We start from the raw sequence: 20229 nt of genomic DNA, 5'->3' as shown, positions 1-20229 counted from the left end.
CATGACCACCGCCGTCAGCGCCGACCGGCCCAGCGCCGTCACCGCACGCGATCTCGCCCGAGCCACCGCCACCAGTCAGCGGCGCGGCGCCCGATTCAAGCTGTGGGCCGGAACGGTGTGCACCGCGCTCGTCGTACTCCCCGTCGCACTGGCCGGTGTGCTGCCCCTGCCCGGCGCGAACGCGCAGGACCTCTCGCGGCGCAGGCTGCCGCCGCTGAGCGAGGGGCATCTCTTCGGGACCGACCAACTGGGACGGGATCTGCTGTCGCGCGTCCTGCACGGCGGCCAGGTGTCCCTCGCGGTCGGTGTCCTCGCCGTGCTCGTGTCCGGTCTCATCGGTATCGCGGCGGGCTCCGCGGCCGGGTTCTTCGGCGGATGGGTCGACGCGGTCGTCTCCCGGTTCCTGGAAGCCCAGCTCGCCCTGCCGCTGCTGATGATGCTGCTCCTCGTCGTCGCCCTGTTCGGGCCGACCGTCACCGTCATCACCTGCGTGATCGCGATCGCGCAGTGGCCGGAGGTCGCGCGGCTGACCCGCTCGCTCGTGCTGGTCGAGCGGGAGAAGCCGTACGTCGCCGCGGCACGCGTGCTCGGGCTGCGCTCGTGGTCGGTGCTCGCGCGCCATGTGATCCCCAATGTGGTGCGGCCGGCGAGCCTGGTGGTGTTGCTGCTGCTGGCGCAGGCCGTGCTGCTGGAGAGCGCGCTGAGTTACCTGGGCGCGGGCCCGCAGCGGCCGTTCGCGACCTGGGGGCGCATCATCTCCGACGGCCAGGACTACATCACCACCTCGTGGTGGCTGGTCACCCTGCCGGGCCTGGTCATCGCGCTGCTCGTGGTCGGTGTCAATCTGCTCGGGGACGGGCTGCGGGACCGTACGCCGTCGCGTGCTCGGAAGGGAGCGTGAGCCATGGCCGAAGTCACGCCGATGACCGACAACATGCCGACGGCCGACAACATGCCGACGGCCGAGAACACGCCGCTGCTCGACGCGGCGGATCTGCAGATCGAGCTCATCACCGCGCACGGCGTGGTGCGGGCGGTCGACGGAGTGAGCTTCACCGTCCGCCGGGGAGAGACCGTCACGCTGATCGGCGAGTCCGGCTCCGGGAAGTCGACCACGGCGATGGGCGTGCTGCGGCTGCTGCCCGAAGGGCTCGCCGTGATGTCGGGCAGCGTGCGCATCGCTGGGCGGGACGTCGTCGCCGATCCGGGTGCCGCCCGTGCGGTACGCGGGCGGACCGTGTCACTCATCCCGCAGGACCCGATGACCGCCCTCAGCCCGGTGCACACCATCGGGCGGCAACTGGGCGACGCGCTGCGGCTGCGCCACCCCGGCATGTCGCGAACACAGGCTAGGGACAAGGGAGTAGAGCTCCTCGCTCAGGTCCGCATCCCGCAGCCTCGGACCCGCTGGAAGGCGTATCCGCACCAGTTCTCCGGCGGCATGCTGCAACGCATCCTCATCGCGACCGCGCTGGCCGCCGAACCGGAACTGCTCGTCGCGGACGAGCCGACGTCCGCGCTGGACGCCACCGTGCAGGCGAGCGTCCTCGATCTGCTGATGGAGCTTCAGGAACGGACCGGGATCGGGATGCTGATGATCACCCATGACCTCGGGGTGGCCCGGCTCGTCTCCGACCGGATCCACGTCATGAAGGACGGCCGGTTCGTCGAGTCGGGCTCCGCCGAGGAAATCGTCGAGCGGCCTGCGGAGCCGTACACCCGTGAGCTGCTCGCCGCCGTGCCGCGCCTGGGGGCGTGGGACGAGGACGGCGACGAACGGACCGAACCCGTCGCGCAGGGAGCAGCGCCGTGACCGACAGCCCCGAGGCCGCCGGCCGGCCTCTCCTCTCCGTCGAGGGCCTGGTCGTCGAATACGCCACGTCCCACGGGCCCTTCCGGGCAGTCGACGATGTCACCTTCCGGATTCCGCGCGGCGGTTCGCTCGCCGTGGTGGGCGAGTCCGGCTGCGGCAAGTCGACGCTCGCCCGCGCCCTCGTACGGCTGCTCAAGCCGGCGAGTGGCCGGATCGTCCTGGACGGGACGGACATCGCGCCGCTGCCCGAGCGGCGGCTGCGTCCACTGCGGCGGCGTGTGCAGATGGTCTTCCAGGATCCGTACGGGTCGCTGGACCCCCACCTCACCGCCCAGCAGATCGTCGCCGAGCCGCTGCGCGTGGGCGGGGTCGGCGACCGTGCCGGGCGCGCGCGGCGGGCGGCCGAGTTGATCGAGCGGGTCGGTCTGCCGTCCTCGGCCCTGGACCGGCGCCCACCCGAGTTCTCCGGCGGCCAGCGGCAACGTATCGGCATAGCCCGCGCCCTCGCCTCTAGGCCCGACCTGCTGGTCTGCGACGAGGCGACGTCCGCCCTCGATGTCTCCGTACAGGCACAAGTACTCGATCTGTTGCGGGAGTTGCAGGCGGACACCGGCATCGCCTACCTGGTCATCGCCCACAACCTCGGGGTCGTCCGGGAGATCAGCAGCGATGTGGTGGTGATGCGCGCGGGCCGGGTCGTCGAGACCGGGCCGACCGCCGCCGTGCTCGCCTCGCCCGCCGAGCCCTACACCCGCGCGCTGCGCCGCGCCGCCCTGGACCCCACCGCGATCCGGGGTGTGAAGCCCCGGAGCGTACTCGCCCTCGCCTCGGCCCCCACATCGGAAGGAACCTCCTCGTGACCACCGGCATCGACCTGCCGAACATCCCCGTCCCGCTGTCCCGTCTGGTGCTCGGCACCATGACCTTCGGCGACACCGTCGACGCCTCCGGAGCGGCCGGCATGCTCGACGCCGCGCTCGACGCGGGCATCACCGGCGTCGACACGGCCAACGGATACGCGGGCGGCGAGAGCGAGCGCATCCTCGCCGGGCTCCTGCCGGGCCGCCGCGACCGGATCGTGCTGGCGACCAAGGCCGGTATCCCGCATCCCGACCAGGGCGACAACGCCCCGCTCTCCGCGGCCGGGCTCCGCGCCGCGCTGGAGGGCAGCCTCAAGCGGCTCGGCACCGACTCGGTCGACCTCTTCTACCTCCACCAGCCCGACCGTGCGACACCGCTCGCCGAAACCCTCGCCACCGTCGCGGAGTTCGTCGCCGAGGGGAAGGTCCGCGCGCTCGGCGTCTCCAACTACGCGGCCTGGCAGATCTCCGAACTCGTCCGCACCGCCGACGACTTGGGCGCCCCGCGCCCCGTCGTCGCCCAGCAGATGCACAACCTCCTCGCACGCCGCATCGAGGAGGAGTACGTCGAGTACGCCGCCGTCACCGGGCTGCGCACCATGGTCTACAACCCGCTCGGCGGCGGACTGCTCACCGGCCGCCACCGCTTCGAACAGACCCCGGACTCGGGCAGGTTCGGGGACTCCAAGGTGGCCGCGATGTACCGGCAGCGCTACTGGGACGAGCGTCTCTTCACCGCCGTCGATCAGCTGACCGCCGTCGCCGACGCCGCGGGCATCCCGCTCACCGACCTCGCCCTGCGCTGGCTCCTCGACCGCGACTCGACCGATGCGCTGCTGCTCGGCGGCTCGAAGACCACACACCTGTCGGCCAACCTCGCCGCGGCCCAGGCCGGTCCCCTGCCCGCCGACGTGACGGCGGCCTGCGACGAGGTCGGCGCGGCGCTGCGCGGGCCGATGCCCGCGTACAACCGCTGATAGCGGGCGTCCTGAGCCGCGTATGTCCCCCAGGTCGTCCTTCCGCTGCGGGACGGCCGTGGCTGGTCGCGCCCGCGCGGCGGAGCCGCTTGATGTCACAGCCCCGCGCCCCTGAAGGGCGCGCCCCACTCGGTCACAGTTGCCCGCCACCCACCAACCGACAGCAAGCCCGGCCGCCCCAGCCGAAGGAGCACCGCATGACCGCCCTCACCCCCACCCCCGACCCCGGCACCCCCGCCGCCTTCGCCGCCCTGTTGCGCGCCCGCGAGCCGCTCGTCGGCTACTGGTCCGTCCTCGACTCCCCCGTCTCCACCGAACGCATCGCCCGCCTCGGCTACGACTATGTGGCGCTGGACGCCCAGCACGGACTGATCGAGTACTCGGGCGTGCTCGCCTCGCTGACCGCGATCGACACCAAGGGATCGACCGCCGTCGGCCTGGTGCGCGTCGAGGCCAACGACCCCATGCCGATCGGCAAAGCCCTGGACGCGGGCGCGGCCGGTGTCATCGTCCCGCTGGTCGACACCGCGCAGGACGCCGCCGACGCGGTGGCCGCCGTTCGCTATCCGCCGCTGGGCAGGCGGTCGTACGGCCCGATGCGCTCGGGCCTGCGCATCGGGCCCGACCCCGCCGACGCGCACCGGCAGACCGTGGTCCTCGCGATGATCGAAACCGCTCAGGGCCTCGCCAACGTCGCCGAGATCTGCGCCACCGACGGCCTCGACGGCGTCTACATAGGTCCCTCCGACCTGCGCATCGCGCTCGGCGGTGCGAGCTCCACGGATCCGGCGATCGCGGACGAGTTCGAGGCCGCGCTGGTCACGGTGCGCGAAGCCGCGGCGGTCGCCGGGATCGCCGCCGGCATTCACAACGCGGACGGGGCGAGCGCCGCCAAGCGGCTCGCCGAGGGCTTCACCTACGTCACGGTGGCGAGCGATCTCGTCCATCTGGAACAGGTCGCCTTCCGCCACCTCACCGCCGCGCGGGCGGCCGGGCGGGGTCAGTGATGTCGGGGCCGGCCGTCGCCGACGGCGTCGTACGTCCGCAGCCCGGCGACCCCGGCCGCTTCGAGGCATGGCTGGCCGCACCGGCCGTGCAGAACCATGCCGCCAACCTCACCGTGCTGCCCGGCGGCGACCTGGGCTGTGTCTGGTTCGGAGGGACGCAGGAGGGCGTCGCGGACATCTCGGTGTGGTTCTCGCGGCTGTCCGCGGACGGCGACACCTGGTCGCAGCCGGTACGGCTCTCCCACGACGACACGCGGTCGGAGCAGAACCCGGTGCTGTTCACCGACCCGTCCGGCGACTGGTGGCTGCTGCACACCACGCAGCGGGCCGGGCACCAGGACACCGCCGAGGTGCGGCTGCGTGTCAGTCACGACGAGGGCGCGACATGGGGGCCGTCCCGGGTGCTCTTCGACGGTGGGGTGTTCGTGCGCCAGCCGGTGACGGTCCTGCCTTCGGGCCGTCGGCTGCTGCCCGTGTTCCGTTGTGTCGCCGCGCCGGGCGAGCGGTGGTCGGGTGACCGGGACACCAGCTCGGTGATGGTCAGCGACGACGCGGGGGCGAGCTGGCGCGAGGTTTCGGTGCCGGGCTCGACCGGGCTGGTGCACATGAACGTCCGCCCGCTGCCGGACGGTTCGCTCCTCGCCCTGTTCCGCAGCCGCCGCGCCGACGCCGTCCACCGCAGCGTGTCGTACGACGACGGGGAGAGCTGGTGCGCGCCGCACAGGCTGGACCTGCCGAACAACAACTCCTCGATCCAGTACGTCCCCTTGGCCGACGGACGTCTCGCGCTGGTCCACAACCACAGCAGCGCCGCGGACGCCGTCGCACGTCGCGTCTCGCTGTACGACGAGATCGACGACGAGGGGCTGAGCGGGAAGGAAGAACCGAGCGGGGACGCGCCCGGAGCCGCGCCCACGACCGGAGCCGCCTTCTGGGGTGCACCTCGCGCGCCGCTCACCCTCTCCGTCTCCTCGGACGGCGGCCTGACCTGGCCGGTGCGCCACGATCTGGAGACGGGTGACGGCCACTGCCTGACCAACAACTCCCGGGACGGGCTCAACCGCGAGCTGTCCTACCCGTCCGTCGTCCAGACCCCGGACGGCACGCTGCACATCGCCTTCACGCATCACCGCCGCACGATCAAGTACCTCCGCCTGAGCACCGCTTGGGCGGACCGGGAGATCCCCGTATGACGACGACTCTCATCACGACTCCCACCTTCTCCCGTTACTCCCCCGAGCCCTGGCAGATCCTGGAGCGGGCCGGCGCGGGCCCCCTCCGCCCGTACGAGGACGCCGCGCTGCCCGCCGGCGAACTCCGGGCGCGGATCGGTGAGGTGGACGCGCTTGTCGTCGGCATGGACCGGGTCACCGCCGGCCTCATCGACGCGGCGGCCCATCTCAAGGTCATCGCCAAGCACGGCGTCGGCGTCGACACCATCGACGTGAACGCCGCGCGGGCCCGTGGCATCGCCGTGGTGTGCGCGCCCGGCAGCAACTCCCGGGCGGTCGCCGAGTTCACCTTCGGCCTGATCCTGGATGCCACCCGTGGCATCACCGCCTCGCACCAGCGGGTGGCGCACGGGGAGTGGCCCAAGCTGTTCGGGCCCGAACTCGCCGGAAGGACCCTGGCCGTGGTGGGCTTCGGGCGCATCGGACGACTGCTGACCGGATACGCCCTCGCCTTCGGCATGACGGTGCTCGCGCACGACCCGTACGTCGACGCCGAGGACATCTCCGCCCTCGGCGCCCGGCCCACCCCTCTGGACGACTGCCTGGCCCGCGCCGACGTCGTCAGCCTGCATCTGCCCGCCACCGCGGGCGCGGGCCCGCTCCTGGACGGCCGCCGGCTGGCCGCCATGAAACCGGGCGCACTACTGGTGAACGCAGCCCGGGGCGGTCTCGTCGACGAGACGGCGCTCGCGGCGCTCCTTACGGACGGCCACCTGGGCGGCGCCGCGCTCGACGCCTTCGCGCACGAACCGCTCGGCGACAGTCCGCTGCGCACGGCCCCGAACGTCCTGCTCACCTCGCACATGGCGGCCTGCGGGCACGACGCCAACCGCACGATGGGCGCCATGGTCGCGGAGGACGTCGTACGGGTCCTCGCGGGTGAGCCTCCGCTGCACCCCGCCCTCTGATCCGCCCTCGTTGCCCGTCCCCCCGCGCTCCCTCCGTCCCCACGTTCCCCGTCCCCACGTTCCCCGTCCCCACCTTCCCCGTCCCCGAGTCCGGCGACGAAGCCGCACGACCCGAAGGATCCGCCATGCCCAAAACCACCGCCCGGACGGCAGCCGAGGCCCCACCGACCGAACCCGACCCGTACGCCCTGCGCGCCGAGGACGTCCGCGAGGCACCCCGCGCCTTTGCCGGGCGGCTGCGCCATCTCGGTCCCGGTTTCGTCCTGTCGGCCGCCGTGGTCGGCTCCGGAGAGCTCATCGTGACCACCTCGCTCGGCGCCGAAGCCGGGTTCGTGCTGCTGTGGCTGGTCGTCATCAGCACCGCGGTGAAGGTGTGGGTGCAGATGGAGCTGGCCCGCTGGACGATCCTCAACGGCCGTACCGCGCTGGAGGGTTACCGGGACATAGGCCCTCGCATCGGCCGGGTGGGCTGGACCAACTGGCTCTGGATCGGCATGGACTTCGCCAAGATGTTCCAGCGGGGCGGCATCATCGGCGGTACCGCGGCGGCGTGTTCGGTGATGTGGCCGATCACCGGCGAGACGCTGAGCCACCGTTCGCTCGCCGTGTGGACGGTGCTGATCACCGCGCTGGCCGTGGTCCTGCTGCGTACGGGCAGGTACAGCGTGGTGGAGCGACTGTGCGTCGCCTCCGTGGTCATCTTCACCGTCGCCACGCTGGCACTCGCGCTCGGCCTGCCCCTGACCGAATTCGGGTACGGGGCACACGAACTGGGCGAGGGCTTCAGCTTCCTCATCCCGGCGGGCACGGCCGGGATCGCGCTGGCCATGTTCGGCATCACCGGTGTCGGCGCCGACGAGATGACGACGTACACCTACTGGTGCATCGAGAAGGGCTACGCCCGATGGACGGGCCCGGACGACGGGAGCGAGGCGCGGGCCCGGCGGGCCGAGGGGTGGCTGAAGGTGATGCGCCTGGACGTCGCCGCCGGCTGGCTGGTCTGCACGCTGTGCACGCTCTCCTTCTACGTCATCGGCGCGGCCGTACTGCATCCGCAGAACCTGATCCCCGAGGGCAACTCGATGATCACCACGCTGTCCCGCGTCTACACCGACACGATGGGTCCCTGGGCCGAGTACCTGTTCCTGATCGGCGCCTTCGCCGTCCTCTTCTCGACGCTGATCGGGTCGACCGCCAGCGTGCCGCGGCTGTGGACCAACACCCTCGGACTGCTCGGTGTCATCGACTGGCACGACGTCCGGGTACGGCGGCGCACGATCCAGGTCCTGACGTGCTGCCTGCCGCCTCTGTGGGCGGCGTCCTTCCTGTGGGTGCAGTCACCGGTCCTGATGGTGCAGATCGGCGGCATCGGCGGCGGTGTCTTCCTGCTGGCCGTGGTGATCGCGGTCTGGCGGCTGCGGTCCACCGGCGTCGACAAGCGCTTCCGCGGCAGCCCGTGGCTGACGGCGGCGCTCGCGGTCAGCAGTGCGGCGATCGTGTTCCTCGGCGTCTACGGCGTGCTGGAGGTCCTCGGCATCAGCCTCGCCGGGTCCTGAGTCGGCCGGGCACGGGCGGGGTACCCGGGGTCTGCGACGGTACCGGGCGCGACGGCCGGCTGTCCGCCGCCGCACCCGGAGCCGTGGGTCGAGGGAAGGAGCGGGACGTGGGCGAGAAGGACCCGCTGCGGACGTACCGCGGCAAGCGTGACTTCGGCAGGACCAGGGAACCTCACGGCCGGGACAGGCCCTCGGACGGCGAACCGCACTTCGTGGTGCAGATCCACGACGCGAGCACGATGCACTTCGACTTCCGGCTGCAGGTCGGCGACGTGCTGAAGTCCTGGTCCGTCCCGAAGGGGCCGTCGGCCGATCCTCGTGAGAAGCGGCTGGCTCTGCCCACGGAGGACCATCCACTGGAGTACGAGGAGTTCGAGGGCGTGATCCCCCAGGGCGAGTACGGCGGCGGAACCGTCATCGTCTGGGACCACGGCACCTACCGGCCCACCAGCCACGACCGGCGTGGGCGGCCCGTGCCCTTCGAGGAGGCACTGGAGCGTGGTCACGGCACGTTCCGGCTGCATGGCTCGAAGCTGCGCGGCGAGTACGCCCTGACCCGGCTCCGCGGCGGGAAGGGCGAGGCATGGCTGCTGGTGAAGACCGCCGACGAGCGGGCCCGGCCCGGTGAGGGCGGGACGCCCGATCCGCGGCGGGCGCGGTCGGTGCGCAGCGGGCGCACGCTGCGGCAGGTGGCCGGAGCGGGGTGAGCGGCGGTGGCCGGTCTCCTGGACACGCTGTCCGCCGACGAGCGCCGATGGCTGCGTGACGCACGGCCGGGCGTGGAGCTGGCCTCCGAGCCCATGCTCGCCACGCTCAGCAACCGACGGGACTTCTCCGGCGAGTGGATCTTCGAGCGGAAGCTGGACGGTGTGCGTGCGCTGGCGGTCCGGGAGAACGGGCGGGTGGTTCTGCTCTCACGCAGCGGCAACCGGCTCAACGAGACGTATCCGGAGATCATCGAGGCGCTCGCCGCTCAGACGTGCACGGACTTCACGGTCGACGGCGAGATCGTCGCGTTCTCGCGGGGCCGTACCGACTTCGCCCGCCTCCAGCGGCGGATGGGGCTCACCCGGCGCCGGGACATCGAGGCCAGCGGCGTGGCAGTGACGTACTACCTGTTCGATCTGCTGCGGCTGGAGGGCGCCGACGCCCGGCAACTGCCGTTGCGCACGCGCAAGTCGCTGCTGCGGCGGGCCCTGGCGTTCCGCGCACCGCTGCGGATGAGCACGCATCGCAACGAGGGCGGCGCGGAGTTGCTGGCCGAGTCCTGCGCCCGCGGCTGGGAGGGGCTGATCGCGAAGCGGGCGAACAGCCGCTACCAGCCGCGCCGTTCACCGGACTGGCTCAAGCTGAAGTGCTCCCGGGAGCAGGAGTTCGTCGTCGGCGGATTCACCGAACCGGCCGGCAGCCGCGCCGGCCTCGGCGCGCTGCTGCTCGGTTACTACGAGGGTGACATGTTGCGGTACGCGGGCAAGGTGGGCACGGGCTTCGACCATCGCACACTCGCCTCCCTCCGCGAGCGCCTGGACGACCTGTCCATCGCCACCTCGCCCTTCGCCGACCGCGTCCGGGAGCCACGCCCTCACTGGGCGAGGCCGGAGCTCGTCGCGCAGATCGCGTTCACGGAGTGGACACGGGACGGCATGCTGCGCCATCCGCGGTTCCTCGGGCTGCGCGACGACAAGGCCGCGCGGGATGTCGTACGCGAGCGCGCGGCGGCGTAGCCGGATCCCGCTCAGACGCGGACGCGGATCGTGCGCAGTTCCGCGTCGGAGGCGTCCGGAAGGTTCATCCCCGCCCGCAGGCCGGTTCGCAGGTAGCGCAGGACGGGCTCGGTGAGCCGCTCGCCCGGCAGGACGGCCGGGATTCCGGGCGGGTAAGGCGTGATCATCTCGGCCGAGACACGGCCGACCGCCTGCTCCAGGGGCACGGCGCGGGCAGGGCCGAAGTACGCGTCGCGGGGGCGGCAGGTCTGCTCCATCCGCATGTCCTGCCCGCTCGGCACGTCGATGACGGGCCGGCCGTCGGCCGGCTCCGCGGCATGCGCGGCGAGGTCGCGCAGGGCGTCGAGCAGCGGCTGCGTGGTGGCGGTCGAGTCGGCGTGGGTGAGCTGGGCACTGATGCGCCGGTGGTCGACCAGGTGCATGTCGAGACGGTGTGCGCCGCGCAGCCAGTCGGCCGCTCGGTAGCCGCTCATGCCGAGACCGCTGACATCGATGACCACGGGCAGCGGGTCGAAGTCGCGGGACAGGCCGGGCCCTACGAGATCGTCGCGGCCGAGGACGTTCAGACCCGGCATCTCGTCGATGGCGGCGCGGACTTGCGCGGCGAGACGCAGCGCGCTTCGGTGTGGTCCACGGGCCATGTCCTCCTCTTGGCGACGAATTCGGGGCGGGCCGCCCATGAACTGGCGCACCGCCTAGGGACGGTCCGGAGGGTCTCCCCCGGTGGCCTCCCGGTTCGCCCGGATGCTCGGGGTGATGGGGTCGCCGGGTCCGCGCGCTCGGCCCCGGCCGGTGTCCGTGTCGTCCTCGTGCCCCTGCTGCTTGGCCTCTTCCAGGGCTTCTTCGGCCGCGGTACGGGTTGCCTTCTTGCGCCGCAGGGGGTGCTGCATGATCTTGTGCATACGGCGGCGAGTACCCGGCGCGCCGGTGTGCAGTCCCCCGTGGACCGTGCCCGGCCTTGTGGCGGCTATGACTCCGATGACGTCCGCTCGGCCCGGATGATCACGAGTTCCTCGTTCTCCTCGCGCTCGCCGACCAGCCCGGACTCCCGCAGCCACGGGAGGCGCGAGCGCAGAACCGGACCGAAGGGAATGTAGGTCCGGTCGCTCACGGCGGGCCGGAGTCCGCAGCGCGCCAGGCGGACGAGTGTCTCCTCGATGTCGTTCAGCCCCGACTGGGCCATGAGCAGCACACCGCCGGGACGCAGGACTCGCGGCGCGTCGGCACAGATCCGGTCCAGAACCGCACGCCCGTCGCGACCGGCGTTCCAGGCCCGTTCGGCGCCAGGGGCGCCCGGCCGGTGCGCGGCGGGAGTGGGGACGTAGGGCGGGTTGCTGACCACCAGGTCGAGGGACCGGTCCGGGACGGAGCCGAGGAGGTCGCCGTGGCGGACCGTGAGGCGTTCCCCGGAGCGCAGGGCGTTCAGCCGGGTGGTGAGTACGGCGCGCCAGGAGATGTCGATCGCCGTGACGTGCGCTCCCTGACGAGCGGCGCAGATCGCGAGGGTTCCGTTGCCGGTTCCGAGGTCCAGCACGTCCGCGCCCATGCTCAGTCCCTCGCCGCAGAGGGCCTGTGCGAGCAGAAAGGTGTCGGCCTGCGGCCGGTAGACGCCTAGCGGCGTCAGGAGGGTCGTCGGAGGAGGGACTGAATCCACGAGACCAGCCATGGTGGTGACTCTCCGTCCGGGCAATCGTCTCAGGTGGTGGAGAGGGCGTTTGCAGCCGACCGTCGATCGCCTGGCAGGGCACGTCCGTTTCGTCGCGCCGAGTGCCCTTCAACCGCTCCCCCACACGTCGTCCGTCACGCGAGCCCTGCTCCGCTCGTCCGAATGAAGGACGCCCCCGGCGGTCGCACGGGCGGGGCCGGTGCGACCGCTCAGGGGCGTACCGCGCGGGCGGACCCGGTCTACCGGGGGGTCTTCTTCACGCGCTCGGAGGGCCTCATGTCCTGCTGCTCCGCCTTGCCCGACATCTGTTCGCTCCGGCCTTCGCGCTCCATGGTCGTGTCGCCCATGGTCTTGCCGGTGGTCTCCTTCATCTTGCCCTTCATCTGCTTGGCCTTGCCCTTTGCCTTACCCATGGTTTTCCGTCCTTTGCGGGGAGGGTTGGACTGGCATGTCCACCCTGCGCCCCGATCCCACCCCTCGCAATTCGTGAAGGTTTCAATACGCTGAGTAATCATCCCGCGTGCCCGCGCGCGCTCGCACTGGCACACGTCAGGCCGAGTGGGGACGATGGACTCAGGCCATGCGCACAAGGGACGGCGAAGGGATGACGCGGGAGAACCACGCCAGTGCTCCGACCCGGAGGGGACGATGACGCCAGACACCCGTTCGGACGAGGTCGCCGGCTGCCCACAGGAACCGACCGCACCGGACGACCAGGCGGCCCGGATCGCCGAGTTGCGGGCGGAGATCGGCCAGTTGAAGGAGGCCGTGACCTCCCACGCCGTGGTGGACCAGGCGATCGGCATGATGGTCGCGCTGGGGCGAGTGACACCCGAACAGGGCTGGACCGTTCTGCGGGAAGTCTCCCAGCACACGAACATCAAGCTGCGCAATGTCGCGGAGCTGATCATCATCTGGGGGCAGAAAGGCGACCTCCCGCCCGAGATTCGCACCACGCTGGAAGACGCGCTCGACCGCTACGGGCCCACGCAGATCCCGGACGCCTGACCGCCCGGCCGTCATCGCCTCCGGCCAGGCCCTCACGTGTTTCGGTTCGATCCACCTGGTTAGTTCGGACACTGGCGACACACTGGCCAACCGCTCCCGGGAGGGTTCGGCAGTGAGCCCGCCACCCGGCCGCCCGGCCCGAAGGAACTCGCGCCGGGCGGCCGGGCGTTCCACCCGTCCACTCCGGCGCGAGCCAGGCATCAGGCAGGTCCGGCGAGCGCCTTCTCCCTCAGTTCGGTGCAGCACGCACTGAGCAGCCGGGACACGTGCATCTGTGAGATGCCGAGTTGCTGCGCTATGCGGCTTTGTGTCATGCCTCCGAAGAAGCGCAGGTAGAGGATGGTCCGTTCGCGTTCGGGGAGCTCCCGCAGACAGGGCTTCACGGCCTCGCGGTCGACGACCAGGTCGAACCCGGCGTCGGGCTCCCCCAGGACGTCCCCCAGCGCATAGCCGTCCTCGCTGCCCGGCAGTTCGGCGTCCAGAGAGAGGGCGGTGAAGCTGTCGAGCGCTTCGAGACCTACGCGTACGTCGTCCTCACTCATGCGCGCGTACGCGGCGATCTCGGCGACGGTGGGCCGGCGGCCGGGAGCCGACTGCGACAGTTCCTTCTCGGCGACCCGGACCCGGTTGCGCAGGTCCTGGACCCGGCGTGGCACATGAAGGACCCACATGTGGTCGCGGAAGTGGCGCTTGATCTCGCCGGTGATGGTCGGGATCGCGTAACTCTCGAAGGCACAGCCGCGATCCGGGTCGTATCGGGCGACCGCCTTGACGAGGCCGAGTGCGGCGACCTGGCAGAGGTCTTCGATGGACTCGCCGCGCCCCCGGTACTGGGTGGCGATGCGGTCCGCCATGGGCAGCCAGGCCTGGACGATCTCGTCCCGCAGCGCATCGCGATGAGGCCCCTCGGGCAGAGCGGCGAGCCTTTCGAAGGCCGCTGCCGTGTCGGGGGCGTCGTCATGCGGGTGTTGCTTCGATCTGACGGTGACTCGCATGGTGCGTCGCATCTCCCTCAGAAGGCGCCGACTGGGCAGTCACCATGGGAGGGCGCGCATGGACGGGCTCGGAACACACCCGCGATCTGGCGGACCAGCTCCCACGGACGTGCCTCCTGTCCGAAGCACTTATATGCCCATTTCCCACCATTTCACCCGGTCAAACGAGGAGAATTTTCGCGATGCTCCGCGACGAGTCATCCGTGCGGAGCTCCGTGTAGAGCGTCGATTCGGGGAACTCGGGCTCTCAGGAGGTGGAGGTCATGGTCCCCGTCTTGTTGGTCCTCCTTCTGATCCTGATCCTGTTCGGAGTGGGATTCGTGCTGGAGGCCCTGTGGTGGATCGCCGTCGCCGTGCTCGTCGTCTGGTTGCTCGGCTTCCTGATGCGCGGCACGACGGCGACGGGCTCCCGGTCGCGCTGGTACAGGTGGTGAGGGCGAGGCCCAGGGCACTTGTTCTGCGCGTGCGGCGCTGGCTCTACGCCACGCTGGGAGGGACGTACCGGCCCCGTGCGCGGACGGGTCCCTGACGCGTACGGGCGAACCCCTGACAGGGAAAAACTGCCGGCGGGTCTTTGACGGTGGGCCCGTCGGCGCGGGCGCGTGCTGATGGCCGCCGGCGACCGGCCGCTGTCAGTGGGCCCGCCTGGTGGCCCAGACCACGGTCGGCCGCTGCCGACGGGCGGTTGTTTCGGTCGGTCGCGGCGGGTACCCGCGCGAGATGGACACCGTCACGACACACATGACCCTCTCCTCCCCCGTGCTGGGCGGAGTGGTGCCGTTCCTGGTAGGGATCGTCATCGTCGGCGCCCTGATCGCCGCCGTCTGGTGGGGCCATCGGCTCCGCGAGCGCGAGCCCGCGCCGCCGCACCCCCACGAGCAGCCCCGGCCCCCCGCCTCCGGCCCCGTGCGCGAGGTGCGCGAGCGGCGCGAGCCCGTCGAGGTGCCGCGCGGCCGCCAACGGCTCACCCCGCACCAGCTGTGGGGACACGTCGGCGGCGGCTCCCGTCCCGCGATGGACCAGGAGGCGCCGACCTGGGACAAGAAGGGCAGCGGAGCGTCCGGCAGCGGCGGCCCCGGCCGGACGTGACCCTTCAGCGTCCAGGGCTCCCGCCCCCGGATGGGGCAACGGCACGCATGTGAGGGGTTCTCGGTCACGGGTACCCCGCAGGCATGGAACGCGTAGCGAAGCCCCTGACCCGGGAACCGGAACTGCCGCCGAGCCGGGGGCCACTCTCCGCGTCGGTCGCCGGACATCTGCGTCATGCACGGCCGCTGCCCGACGATGCCGCGATCGGCGACGCCGCCCCGTTCGGCGACGCCGCCCCGTTCGGGGATGATCTGCAGCTCGCCCTCCACCTCTGCTACGAGCTGCACTATCGAGGCTTCGCGGGCGTCGACGCGGACCGGGAATGGGACCCTGATCTGCTCAGGGTCCGGGCGGCGCTGGAGCGGCCGTTCCTGGCGGCTCTGCGCGCCGTGGCGTCCCGGCACGAGCATGCCGACGACGCACTGGACGAGTTGCTCGTGGAACCCGCCGACGGCCACGGGATCACGCACTTCCTCCAGGACGAGGGCGAGCTGTGGCACCTGCGGGAGTACGCGGCCCAGCGGTCGGTCTACCACCTCAAGGAGGCCGATCCGCACGCCTGGGTCCTGCCACGGCTCTGGGGCCGGGCCAAGGCGGGGATGGCGGCGGTGGAGTTCGACGAGTACGGAGCGGGCCGCGCCGAGCGCGTGCACGCCCGGCTGTACGCCGACCTCATGACCGACCTGGAGCTGGACCCGGCATACGGTCGCTATGTCGACGCGAGCGGCGCCGAGGCCCTGGCGATCGTGAATCTCATGTCTCTCTTCGGGCTGCACCGTGCGCTGCGCGGCGCGCTGGTGGGGCACTTCGCGGCTGTCGAGACCACCTCGTCGCCCGGATCCCGGCGTCTCGCCCGCGCGATGCGACGTATCGGAGCGGGCCCGGCCGCCGAGCACTTCTACCGCGAGCACGTAGAGGCCGACGCGGTGCACGAGCAGATCGTGCGCCGGGAGGTCGTCGCGGGCCTTCTTGAGGAGGAGCCCCAGCTGGACGGCGACGTGGCGTTCGGCGTGGATGCCACCGGGTACCTCGAGGACCGTTTCGCCGACCGGCTGCTGGCGGCGTGGCGGGCCGGTGAGTCGTCACTGCGTACACCCCTGAGCACGTCCACCCGCACATCCCTCCACCCATCCGTCTGACGTTTTCCCCACACGAGAGGCCGGTGGTCACCGGTGTCGACCGTCCCCGGCGAACGTCCGCGCCGGATCACAGCCCCACGCGAGGGCCCGCTGCTCGTCGAGGGTCCGGTCGAAGTCGTCCTGGAGGACGGCACGACCGTGTCCTCCGAGCGGTTCTGTGTGGCCTTGTGCACCTGTCGTCGCAGCCGCGCCTATCCGTGGTGCGACACCAGCCACCGCCAACGCCCCGAGCGCACGCATCGGGACTGAGGCGCCGCCCCCGATCCGGCTGATCGAGCGCGAACGCCTCGTGCGCCTCTCGCGTAAGGCCGCACGGGCACTCGGAGCGCATGGGTGCCTTACTCGCGCCGGCCTCGGCGGCCTGCTACGGCGTCGTCGACTACGCCGGCGGACTGCTGTCCCGGCGGATGCACTTCGCCGCGGTCACCTTTCTAGGGCAGATCGGCGGGCTGCTGCTGGCACTCGCGGTGGCTCTGGTCCTCCCCGCCGAAGCGGTGCGGCCCGCGGATGCGGCGTGGGGAGCGCTGTCGGGGATCGGCAGCGGCGCGACCATGCACTTCCTCAACCGTGGCCTGAGCCGCGAGGGGATGAGCGTCGTCGTGCCGGTGAGTGCCGTCACGGGCGTGGCACTGTCCGTGCTGTGCGGCGTCTGCTTCCTGGGCGACCGGCCCACTCGCCTGGCCTGGCTGGGCATCCTTGTCGCGGTGCCCGCGCTGTGGCTCGTGTCCGGCGCCGGTGCTCGGCACCGCGACGGTGCGGCGCAGGCGTCCGCGGATGGTCTGCTCGCCGGCCTGGGCGTCGCCGTCCAGTACATCGGGCTGGCGCAGGCCGGAGCGGGAGCGGGGTCTGGCCCGTGGTCGCGGGGCGCGTCGCCGCGGTCGTTCTGCTGCTGCCGAGCGCCCTGCGGCACGTCCGGCGGTTCAGGCAGCCGCCGACGCCGCTGGCCCAGGCGGTAGCGATCGCGGCGGGGGCGGCACTCGGCCTGATCCTCTGTCTCTGGGCGACCCGGCAGCAGATGCTGGCCCTCGCCGTTGTGCTCGCCTCGCTCTATCCAGCCGTTCCCACGGTCCTCGGCCTCGCGATGCTGCACGAGAGAGTCAGCCGCGGGCAGGTCGTCGGCCTGGTGGGCGCGGGCACCGCGACCATCCTGCTGGCCCTGGGCTGACAGCCGCTCGATAGTACGTACATTCGAATCCATGAGTAGCCTGGAGCCATGTCCCCGCACCTCCAGGGCTCGCTCTTCGACCAGAGTGACGACGTCCGTCTCGGCCCGCTGAACGGGCTGCGCCGGACCGCGCTCGGCGACGGCGCATGGATCGATCTGCTTCCAGGGTGGCTGCGGGGAGCCGACGCTCTGTTCACGCGGCTCGCCACCGAGGTGCCCTGGCGGGCCGAGCGGCGGAGAATGTACGAGCACACGGTCGACGTACCGCGGCTGCTTGCCCACTACGACGCCGACGACGTACTGCCGCACCCCGTCCTGGACGAGGCGCGGGACGCCCTTTCCTCGCACTACGCCGAGGAGTTGGGCGAGCCGTTCGTCACGGCCGGGCTCTGCTACTACCGCGACGGCCGGGACAGCGTGGCCTGGCACGGGGACCGGACCGGGCGGGGCGGGCACGAGGACACGATGGTCGCCATCCTTTCCGTGGGCGCACCGCGCGATCTCCTTCTGCGCCCTCGGCGCGGCGGCGGCAGCGTACGCCGGGCACTCGGGCACGGCGACCTCATCGTGATGGGCGGCTCCTGCCAGCGCACCTGGGAACACGCGATCCCCAAGACCACGCGTGCGGCCGGGCCCCGGATCAGCATCCAGTTCCGGCCGCACGGCGTGCACTGACCGCGGGAGCGACCCGTCTCGTCATGCGCTGTGGGGGGTGGCGGGCGTCCGGCCCCTGCGCCACCACGAGCGACGGCGGCGCGGCTCCTGGTCCGGAAGCCAGCCGAAGGCCAGGCAGCTGCCGACCACTCCGAGGAGAAGACCCACGAAGAAGCCGCCCAGGTTCGAGGTGAGCCAGGTGCCCAGGGAGAGCAGAACACCGCTGATCGAATAGAAGAGGCGCTGCGTGGGGTTGAAGAGGATCAGCAGACCGCAGATCAGCATCAGGGCGGGCAGGAGATACCCGGCCAGACCCTGCATGCCGATGTGCATGACGACCTTCAGCGACGCCTTCTGGGTGACCAGGATCTCCGCCCCGCCCAGGGTGAGCAGCAACCCACCCCAGAAGGGCCGGGCCGCCCGCCACCGCTGGAAGGCCGGCATCAGCAACCCTTGTCGCTGAAGCGGAGCTTCAGACCGGGGAGTTTGAACACCGCTGCCGTGGTGGCGTAGTTGGTCTGCCGGAGGTTGGCGATGTGGACGGTGTCGGCCTGCTGGCTGAAGACGCCCTTCGGCCCCTGGCCCCCGGGCCCGGCCTTGTCGAGGGTGCTGGCGTCGTTGCCGATCTCGATGTTCTTGAAGGCCGCGTCGCCGGAGAGTTCCGTTGAGTCGGTGGTCAGGTTGGTCGCGCTCACCTTCTCGGAGCCCTGACCCGCCGTGATGAGCAGATTCGTGCCGCCGAGATCGACGCTCTGACAGAGCTTGGTGAGCGTCGCGCTCTTGATCGCGGAGACCACCACGAGGACCTGACCTCCGGTGTCGCCCTCGTTGGGGCTGCCTTCCGCCATCTGGTCGAGGCCGCCGAACTGCGCGAAACCCTTCCCGTCGAGCTCCGTCGCGGTAACGGTGAACGGCATACCGGAGATCGCGAACTGGACACCCAGGGCCCCCTGGGCGGTGAGGATCATCAACCCCGCCGCGAGCACCGTGGCAGGCACCGCCATCACCGCGGCGCGGCGCAGGCGGACCCGCCCGCGTCTTTCGGAAGTGGAACCGCTCTCCGAGCTCTCGGCGGGCTCGGGGCTGGAACCGGTGGACGAGGTGACGTCCGGGGACGAGGCCATTTCTGCTCCCTGTGCAGTTCAGCGTGGGTAGGGCTTCAGCGGCACGGTGTCCTGGCGCGGACAGCGGCCGCGGCGCACGCCTCCTCACACCACCCGGCGAGTGCAAGGGCTTTCTCGTTACGCCGCAGTAACCGCCGTGGAAGTTACCCCCGGTAAACAACGGAGGTCAAGAAGCTTGTGGAAAAAGAAAGTTGGAAATGTGACGGACCCATGGAGGATTACTGAGTCCCCTGGTTGACCCGCGGAGCAGCGCCGCCCGACAACGGCGCCACACCGCGGCGCGGGCCGCCCATTTCCTCGCCAACTTCCTTGCTGCGCCTTGACGTTGAGCATCCCTCAGGTTTACAACTCTCCCAGGTTTCGCACGGATCCGTGGCGCCGGATCCGTTGTGCGGCGCACGTCGACCCCCGGGTTCCACGCACGTCGACTCCGGGCTGCAATCCCGTCACACGGGCGACAGATCTCCTGTGCGGCCGCACCCACTCCTCGTGGCACCGAGCACGACCGCTATCCCCGGCTGCAGCGTGCTCGGTCGCCCCGCCCCGCCGGTCCGTCGCGTACGGAGAAGGCGCGACGGGCCGGCGGCGGCCACCCTCCACCCCCGCTTCGACAGAAGAGGCATACCCCCATGCGTACTCGCACTTACCTCACCCTGGCCGGTGTCATCACGGCCCTCTCGCTGTCCGCGGCCGGCCCTGCCTCGGCGGCCGACACCCCGGTACTGACCACCGGCGGTCTCGGCGGAACGCCCGTCGCGACCGGTGACGTCCTCAGCGCCTCACTGGCCACCGGCACCAACGCCACGCTCTACTCCAGCAGCACCGGCAGGAGCGGCCTCTCCTGCTCCTCGTCGACCTTCGTCGCCGCCGTCACCGACAACCCGGCCGCACCGGGTACGGCCACCGAGTCGGTCACCCGCCACACCTTCGACAGCAGCAGTTGCACCAGCAACGTCACCGGCGTCCTGGGGGTCACCAGAATCACCGTCGACAACCTGCCCTACACCACCGCCGTGACATCGGACGGCGCCGTCACCATCACCCCGGCCGATGGCTCGTCCATCCAGACAACGGTCGTACTGCGCACGCTCCTGGGCAGCATCACCTGCGTCTACCGGGCGCCCAGCCTGTCCGGCACGGCGAGCAACACCGACAACAGCATCTCGTTCACGAACCAGCAGTTCACGAAGTTCTCCGGGTCGTCGCTGTGCTTCAGCAACGGCTACTTCACCGCCAAGTACGCCCCTGTCGTGGACACGAGCCAGGAAGGCAGCCCGGCGGTCTTCGTCAACTGACTCGTACATCCCCGTAC

Annotated in this window: 25 protein-coding genes and 1 pseudogene; 19 read left to right on the top strand and 7 right to left on the bottom strand. The window is 71.2% G+C overall.

The features are described 5' to 3' along the window. Position 1 precedes the first annotated feature (1 nt). The 10 genes from FE633_RS16180 (at position 2) to ligD (ending at position 10077) form a co-directional block, all read left to right on the top strand. A complete protein-coding gene (locus FE633_RS16180; RefSeq protein WP_138045839.1) occupies positions 2 to 901 on the top strand; it encodes an ABC transporter permease in 900 nt (299 codons plus the stop codon). Positions 902 to 904: 3 nt separating this feature from the next. Next, positions 905 to 1813, top strand: coding sequence for an ABC transporter ATP-binding protein (locus tag FE633_RS16175; protein WP_246113645.1), 909 nt, complete (start codon positions 905 to 907; stop codon positions 1811 to 1813). Beyond that, positions 1810 to 2673: an ATP-binding cassette domain-containing protein gene (locus FE633_RS16170; RefSeq protein WP_138045838.1), complete on the top strand. Its 864-nt coding sequence runs from the start codon at positions 1810 to 1812 to the stop codon at positions 2671 to 2673. The genes FE633_RS16175 and FE633_RS16170 overlap by 4 nt, the downstream gene beginning before the upstream one ends. Then, on the top strand, positions 2670 to 3650 hold the full coding sequence (locus FE633_RS16165) for an aldo/keto reductase (RefSeq protein ID WP_138045837.1): 981 nt from the start codon (positions 2670 to 2672) through the stop codon (positions 3648 to 3650). Before FE633_RS16170 ends, FE633_RS16165 begins: the two co-directional genes overlap by 4 nt. A gap of 197 nt (positions 3651 to 3847) precedes the next feature. Beyond that, entirely contained in the window at positions 3848 to 4657 is an 810-nt protein-coding gene (locus tag FE633_RS16160; protein ID WP_138045836.1) for an HpcH/HpaI aldolase family protein, read from the top strand. Beyond that, positions 4657 to 5850: a sialidase family protein gene (locus tag FE633_RS16155; RefSeq protein WP_138045835.1), complete on the top strand. Its 1194-nt coding sequence runs from the start codon at positions 4657 to 4659 to the stop codon at positions 5848 to 5850. Before FE633_RS16160 ends, FE633_RS16155 begins: the two co-directional genes overlap by 1 nt. Continuing rightward, positions 5847 to 6797 (top strand): phosphoglycerate dehydrogenase, encoded by a 951-nt coding sequence (locus FE633_RS16150; protein WP_138045834.1) that lies wholly within the window; start codon positions 5847 to 5849, stop codon positions 6795 to 6797. The genes FE633_RS16155 and FE633_RS16150 overlap by 4 nt, the downstream gene beginning before the upstream one ends. A 125-nt stretch (positions 6798 to 6922) precedes the next feature. Continuing rightward, on the top strand, positions 6923 to 8353 hold the full coding sequence (locus tag FE633_RS16145; protein WP_138045833.1) for an Nramp family divalent metal transporter: 1431 nt from the start codon (positions 6923 to 6925) through the stop codon (positions 8351 to 8353). A gap of 107 nt (positions 8354 to 8460) precedes the next feature. Further along, on the top strand, positions 8461 to 9060 hold the full coding sequence (locus tag FE633_RS16140; protein WP_138045832.1) for a DNA polymerase ligase N-terminal domain-containing protein: 600 nt from the start codon (positions 8461 to 8463) through the stop codon (positions 9058 to 9060). 6 nt (positions 9061 to 9066) lie between these two features. Then, positions 9067 to 10077, top strand: a complete 1011-nt coding sequence (gene ligD / locus FE633_RS16135) for a non-homologous end-joining DNA ligase (protein WP_138045831.1) — start codon at positions 9067 to 9069, stop codon at positions 10075 to 10077. An 11-nt stretch (positions 10078 to 10088) separates the two neighbouring features. Here ligD and FE633_RS49240 read toward each other — a convergent pair. From FE633_RS49240 to FE633_RS16115, 4 genes and pseudogenes are all read right to left on the bottom strand, one after another. Further along, positions 10089 to 10697 (bottom strand): annotated as a pseudogene (locus tag FE633_RS49240) (Orn/Lys/Arg family decarboxylase); the annotation flags it as partial. A gap of 75 nt (positions 10698 to 10772) precedes the next feature. Beyond that, positions 10773 to 10967, bottom strand: coding sequence for a hypothetical protein (locus tag FE633_RS16125; protein WP_171059968.1), 195 nt, complete (start codon positions 10965 to 10967; stop codon positions 10773 to 10775). Positions 10968 to 11044: 77 nt separating this feature from the next. Further along, a complete protein-coding gene (locus tag FE633_RS16120) occupies positions 11045 to 11743 on the bottom strand; it encodes a HemK2/MTQ2 family protein methyltransferase (RefSeq protein WP_138045829.1) in 699 nt (232 codons plus the stop codon). Between the two features lie 239 nt (positions 11744 to 11982). Then, positions 11983 to 12156, bottom strand: coding sequence for a CsbD family protein (locus tag FE633_RS16115; RefSeq protein WP_138045828.1), 174 nt, complete (start codon positions 12154 to 12156; stop codon positions 11983 to 11985). Positions 12157 to 12391: 235 nt separating this feature from the next. Here FE633_RS16115 and FE633_RS16110 point away from each other — a divergent pair, with 235 nt between their 5' ends. Further along, a complete protein-coding gene (locus FE633_RS16110; RefSeq protein ID WP_138045827.1) occupies positions 12392 to 12751 on the top strand; it encodes an ANTAR domain-containing protein in 360 nt (119 codons plus the stop codon). A 200-nt stretch (positions 12752 to 12951) separates the two neighbouring features. Here FE633_RS16110 and FE633_RS16105 read toward each other — a convergent pair whose 3' ends face one another. Then, positions 12952 to 13746, bottom strand: a complete 795-nt coding sequence (locus tag FE633_RS16105) for a SigB/SigF/SigG family RNA polymerase sigma factor (protein ID WP_119103622.1) — start codon at positions 13744 to 13746, stop codon at positions 12952 to 12954. A 263-nt stretch (positions 13747 to 14009) separates the two neighbouring features. Here FE633_RS16105 and FE633_RS16100 point away from each other — a divergent pair, with 263 nt between their 5' ends. The 7 genes from FE633_RS16100 (at position 14010) to FE633_RS16075 (ending at position 17814) form a co-directional block, all read left to right on the top strand. Beyond that, positions 14010 to 14180 carry a hydrophobic protein gene (locus tag FE633_RS16100; protein ID WP_119103621.1) on the top strand — a complete coding sequence of 57 codons (171 nt, stop codon included), beginning with the start codon at positions 14010 to 14012 and terminating at the stop codon, positions 14178 to 14180. Between the two features lie 286 nt (positions 14181 to 14466). Next, complete coding sequence (locus tag FE633_RS16095; protein WP_246113643.1) at positions 14467 to 14835, top strand: DUF6479 family protein; 369 nt, start codon at positions 14467 to 14469, stop codon at positions 14833 to 14835. Between the two features lie 83 nt (positions 14836 to 14918). Next, the gene (locus FE633_RS16090) at positions 14919 to 15974 is read left to right on the top strand and encodes an iron-containing redox enzyme family protein (RefSeq protein WP_138045826.1); all 1056 of its coding nucleotides are present in this window, start codon (positions 14919 to 14921) and stop codon (positions 15972 to 15974) included. A gap of 33 nt (positions 15975 to 16007) precedes the next feature. Further along, on the top strand, positions 16008 to 16223 hold the full coding sequence (locus tag FE633_RS16085) for a CDGSH iron-sulfur domain-containing protein (RefSeq protein ID WP_138045825.1): 216 nt from the start codon (positions 16008 to 16010) through the stop codon (positions 16221 to 16223). An 80-nt stretch (positions 16224 to 16303) separates the two neighbouring features. Next, complete coding sequence (locus FE633_RS16080) at positions 16304 to 16930, top strand: EamA family transporter (RefSeq protein WP_246113642.1); 627 nt, start codon at positions 16304 to 16306, stop codon at positions 16928 to 16930. A 59-nt stretch (positions 16931 to 16989) separates the two neighbouring features. After that, complete coding sequence (locus tag FE633_RS49975; protein WP_246113641.1) at positions 16990 to 17139, top strand: hypothetical protein; 150 nt, start codon at positions 16990 to 16992, stop codon at positions 17137 to 17139. 48 nt (positions 17140 to 17187) lie between these two features. After that, on the top strand, positions 17188 to 17814 hold the full coding sequence (locus FE633_RS16075) for an alpha-ketoglutarate-dependent dioxygenase AlkB (RefSeq protein WP_138045824.1): 627 nt from the start codon (positions 17188 to 17190) through the stop codon (positions 17812 to 17814). A gap of 21 nt (positions 17815 to 17835) precedes the next feature. Here the strand turns inward: FE633_RS16075 and FE633_RS16070 are convergent, their stop codons facing one another. After that, on the bottom strand, positions 17836 to 18237 hold the full coding sequence (locus FE633_RS16070; protein ID WP_138045823.1) for a DUF6114 domain-containing protein: 402 nt from the start codon (positions 18235 to 18237) through the stop codon (positions 17836 to 17838). After that, complete coding sequence (locus FE633_RS16065) at positions 18237 to 18917, bottom strand: DUF6230 family protein (protein ID WP_138045822.1); 681 nt, start codon at positions 18915 to 18917, stop codon at positions 18237 to 18239. The genes FE633_RS16070 and FE633_RS16065 overlap by 1 nt, the downstream gene beginning before the upstream one ends. 629 nt (positions 18918 to 19546) lie before the next feature. Between FE633_RS16065 and FE633_RS16060 the strand changes: the two genes are divergently transcribed. Continuing rightward, on the top strand, positions 19547 to 20212 hold the full coding sequence (locus tag FE633_RS16060; protein ID WP_138045821.1) for a Tat pathway signal sequence domain protein: 666 nt from the start codon (positions 19547 to 19549) through the stop codon (positions 20210 to 20212). The last annotated feature ends 17 nt before the right edge of the window (positions 20213 to 20229 follow it).

This window comes from Streptomyces montanus, assembly GCF_005786655.1.
In the GTDB taxonomy this organism is placed as follows: Bacteria; Actinomycetota; Actinomycetes; order Streptomycetales; family Streptomycetaceae; genus Streptomyces; species Streptomyces sporangiiformans.
This window is presented reverse-complemented; position numbering and strand designations above follow the sequence as displayed.